The sequence below is a fragment of the Streptomyces sp. NPDC058375 genome (assembly GCF_042723425.1).
GTDB classification, from domain to species: Bacteria; Actinomycetota; Actinomycetes; order Streptomycetales; family Streptomycetaceae; genus Streptomyces; species Streptomyces durocortorensis.
Genome location: NZ_JBHXJG010000417.1, coordinates 1 through 3,563 on the forward strand (window position 1 = coordinate 1; position 3,563 = coordinate 3,563).

Consider the following 3,563-nt stretch of genomic DNA (forward strand, 5'->3'; position numbering starts at 1 on the left):
GTTCAGCTGAGCTTGGCGCCTTCCACGGTGCTCGTGACCGTGCCCGCGGTGGAGGTGGTCGCCCCGGCCGCACCGTCGACGAGCTTGCCGAGGTCGCCGGCGTCGTCCAGCGCCCCCAGCGAGACGGCCGGTTCGGCGGCGTGGGCGGTGTCCCCGCCGCCCGGGGGCGGGGAGATGGCGGCGATGACCGCTCCGGTGGCGAGGGTGACGGCGGCGAGTACGCTTCGCTTCTTCATGCCGGGTTCAACGGCCGAAACCCCGCAAAGGGCACGCCCCGATTCCCGGGCGGCTCCCGCACCTTCCCACCTCACCCCCCACCTCGCCGTCAACGGCCTCCGGCGCGCTGCCTAGTCTGTGCGCATGGTGGTCTACGCCCCGGCGGCGCTCCTCTTTCTCGTCTTCTGTGTGAGCGTGCTGCGCGAGCGCCGCAAGTTCAGCAACGCCGTGATCCTGGGGCTCGCCGTGCTCTGCGGACTGGCGGCCCTGCTGTACCGGCTGGTCGACTCCGACTCGGCATCGGTGCCGTACGTCGTCGGGGCGCTGCTGGCGCTGGGGGCGGTGGCCCTGCTCGTGCTGGTGTGCTTCCTGTTCCTCAACGGCGTACGCATGCTGCGCAAGGAGGGCCGGAGCCCGACCAACCTGCTCTCCCTGCTGGCCGCCCTGGCTATTCTCGCCGTCGTCGCCCTGCTGGTCACCGCCGCCGTGCTGCGGACTCCGCTGCTGATCGGGGCGGCGACGGCGGCCGGTGGGCTGGCGGTCTACTTCTCGTTCCTGTTCCTGTGCTTCGTCTGTTACGCGTTCCTCTACGGGCGGCTGCGGGTGCGCCGCAAGGCCGACTTCGTGGTGGTGCTGGGCTCGGGTCTGGTCGGCGGCTCCGCCGTGCCGCCGCTGCTCGCGAGCCGGCTGAAGCGGGCGCAGGAGGTGCACGCGCGGCTCTCCCGGCGCGGCGAATCCCCTGTGCTCATCACCTCGGGCGGGCAGGGGCCCGACGAGGACCTACCGGAGTCCCACGCCATGGCCGACCACCTGGTCGCACAGGGGTTCCCGGCGCACCTCGTCGAGCGGGAGGACCGGTCGACGAACACCGAGGAGAACCTGCGGTTCAGCAAGGCGATCATGGAGAAGGCGAAGCCCGACTACCGGTGCGTCGTCGTCACGAACAACTACCACGCCTTCCGCGCCGCCCTCACCGCCCGCCGGGTCCGCATCCGGGGCCAGGTGGTGGGCTCGCCCACGGCCGCGTACTTCTGGCCCAACGCGACGCTCCGCGAGTTCACCGCGATCCTCGTGGACTACCGGCGGAGCAACGCCGTGATGTGCGTGCTGATCGTCCTCGGCGGGGCGGCCGCGTGGTGGGCGGCCTAGGTGTATTGATCACGAGCGTTGTTAACGCTGGCGGCGCTTGATCATGGCGAGAACCGCGGTCACTTTCGCGCTGGTCGCTCGGCAGGCGCACAGCCGGCAACGCGCGGGCCGCCGAGGCCGAACCGCCCGTCCCAAGGGAGTGCGTGCTGCCTCATGGCGACTTGCACGCGACGCGGACAGACGGAAGCGGGCACGGCTTCACCCTGCAGGTCGCCGCCGACGGGGGGATCACGTACCAACTGGCGGGCGGTGCCGTCGACACGGAGACGACGGGCTCGGATCGGCCCGACAGCCTCGGCAACCCCGGCCCTGGAGGGGGCGGACCTCACGCACGAGGGCGACAACGTGGGTGCTGACGCGCTGGACACACCCGCCTCCGGTGAGCCGGAGGTGGCGGATGTGAATACGGCCGCGGCGCCGGGCGCCTGCAGCGACAAGACCTACAAGACCCTGGACCTCAAGAACACGAACTACGAGGCGGACGTCGACTCCAGCGGGAATTGCCGCAGCAGGGACGGCCTCAGCACCTGGGACGCGGGCAACCTCGGTGCCACCGAGAGAGCGGTCGCGTGCACGTGGAGTCATGTGTACGAAGGCAAGAAGAACGACCTGCGGGAAGCCGACGTCCGGTACAACACGTCGGACTTCGATTTCACGGACTACCCGACGAGCAGCTGCTACCGGAAGCACGACGTGCGCGGGATAGGAACGCACGAGGCGGGGCACGTGGGAACCCCGGGCCCCGGCTGAGGGGATCCACCGGAACCCGGGGCGCTGGAGGCTGAATCCCGGGGGTTCGGAAGCGGTCAGAACCCGCCTCCGTCGAAGCCTCCGCCCCCGAAACCTCCGCCGTCCCCGAAGCCGCCCCCGCCGAAGCCGGAGGAGTCGAAGTCGGAGCCGGAGAAGTCGCCGCCGCCCCACTCGCCGCCCGCGCCGCCGCCGCCGAAGTCACCGCCGCCGTACTCGGAGGCGTACGCCGGGGTGGCGAGCATCGAGCCGAGCATGGTGCCGACCAGGAGGCCGGGGAGCAGGCCGCCGGCGAAGTAGCCGCCGGCCCAGGGGCCGTACGCCGGGCCCGCTTCCCAGTACGGGCGGCGGGTGCCGTCGCCGACGTCGACCGTACGGCTCATGGGGTCCTCGCCCTGGCTGAGGCGGGCCTCGTCCGCGCCGCAGACCGGGACCTCGCGGGCCGCGCCGCCGGACGGGGTCCAGAGCACGTCGGCGACCGAGGGGCCGTGGCGCGGGTCGAAGAAGCACGGCGGGCGGCGGGCCGGGATCGCCTTGCCGGTGCGGCGGGCCTCCAGGACCGCGAGGGAGTAGCGGCCGTCCTCCAGGGACTGGGTGACCCCGCGTACGTCCGAGGGGTGCGTGGCCCGGTCCATCTTCGTCTTGGCGCTCTCGTAGGAGTCCAGGGCCCGTTCGTAGTCGGCGCGCATGGTGTCGTCCGCGCCCTTCTCGGCGGGGTGGAAGTCCAGGCGCTCCAGGGTTTCGCCGTACGCGGTGATGTCCTCGTCGACGACGACCCGGAGCTTGTCGAGGGCGACGCGCTCCTCTTCCTGCTTGCGGAGCTTGTTGCGGCGGGAGATGGCGTACGCCCCCGCGCCGCCCGCCGCCACGAGTGCGCCGAGCGTGATGAGGCCGCCGACCGGGGCCCCGGACTCGTCGGCCGCGCCTCCGCCGCCGGACCAGGAGGCCGGGGCGGTGCCCCGGGCCTGTTCGACGGCGCGGTCGACGAAGGCGTTGAGCTGGGCGTCGGCGTTGCCGGCGGTGGTGGGGTTCTCGACGGCGGCGGTGAGGTTCTCGACCGCCCGGGTGGGCATGACCTGCGGGTCCGCGCCCGCGTCGAAGCCGCCGCCGAGGCGGATCGCGTAGACGCCGGTGATGCCGGTGTCGCTGCGCAGGGTCTGGAGCAGGCCTTCCTCGGGGAAGGCGGGGGTATCGGGAAGAACGGCCACGAACACCGGCTTGTCGGCATCCGTGATCTTGTTCTCCAGGGCCTTCTCGTCAGCGACGGAGAGCTGATCGCGAGCGCCCGGGTCCACATAGACCGGGTCGTCGCGCAGGGCCTGGGCAGCGTCCTGGGGGGTCGCGGCGGGCGCGGCCGACGCGGGGGAGGTCAGGGCGAGAGCCGCCGCTGCGATGATGAGCAGCAGGCCCGCCAGCAGCGCGGGGAAAAGCCTTTTCCTCATACTTAACGC

Annotated in this window: 4 protein-coding genes; 2 read left to right on the forward strand and 2 right to left on the reverse strand. The window is 72.1% G+C overall.

Going from position 1 to position 3,563, the window contains the following annotated elements; genetic code table 11:
- Nucleotides 1-2 precede the first annotated feature (2 nt).
- Nucleotides 3-236, reverse strand: a complete 234-nt coding sequence (locus tag ACFWM7_RS34395; RefSeq protein WP_383268463.1) for a hypothetical protein — start codon at nucleotides 234-236, stop codon at nucleotides 3-5.
- A gap of 124 nt (nucleotides 237-360) precedes the next feature.
- On the opposite strand from ACFWM7_RS34395, the gene ACFWM7_RS34400 reads away from it, so the two are divergent.
- The gene (locus tag ACFWM7_RS34400; protein WP_383268466.1) at nucleotides 361-1,365 is read left to right on the forward strand and encodes a YdcF family protein; all 1,005 of its coding nucleotides are present in this window, start codon (nucleotides 361-363) and stop codon (nucleotides 1,363-1,365) included.
- 399 nt (nucleotides 1,366-1,764) lie between these two features.
- Nucleotides 1,765-2,115 (forward strand): hypothetical protein, encoded by a 351-nt coding sequence (locus ACFWM7_RS34405; RefSeq protein WP_383268469.1) that lies wholly within the window; start codon nucleotides 1,765-1,767, stop codon nucleotides 2,113-2,115.
- A gap of 56 nt (nucleotides 2,116-2,171) precedes the next feature.
- On the opposite strand, the gene ACFWM7_RS34410 is transcribed toward ACFWM7_RS34405, so the two are convergent.
- Complete coding sequence (locus ACFWM7_RS34410) at nucleotides 2,172-3,554, reverse strand: hypothetical protein (RefSeq protein ID WP_383268472.1); 1,383 nt, start codon at nucleotides 3,552-3,554, stop codon at nucleotides 2,172-2,174.
- Nucleotides 3,555-3,563: the final 9 nt, after the last annotated feature.